Raw genomic sequence first — 265 nt, forward strand, 5'->3', positions numbered from 1 at the left:
ATTACCGATTTTGAAGAAATTGGGAAGGGCTTGGTGGAGGTTGGGAGTTGGATAGATTTTAGGGTGGGTGATGAGGTGGGGGAAGGGGTGAGGGGGGAGATGAATGAAGTGGAGGTGATGGGGGATGTGAATGATGGGATGGGGTAGGGTGTGGGGGAGAGGAAGAGGTGTAATATGTTGAAGGGGATGATTGAGAGTTTGGAGATGGTGTAGGTTGATTGTGGTAATGAGGGAGATGGGTGGATTGAGGAGGAGGAGAAGATGT

General features: G+C 50.2%; 1 pseudogene. It reads right to left on the bottom strand.

The annotated features are described in order from the left end of the window. Nucleotides 1-265 (bottom strand): annotated as a pseudogene (locus FS628_RS33305) (histidine kinase); the annotation flags it as partial.

The organism is Paenibacillus xylanexedens, assembly GCF_007676705.1.
Classification (GTDB): Bacteria; Bacillota; Bacilli; order Paenibacillales; family Paenibacillaceae; genus Paenibacillus; species Paenibacillus xylanexedens_C.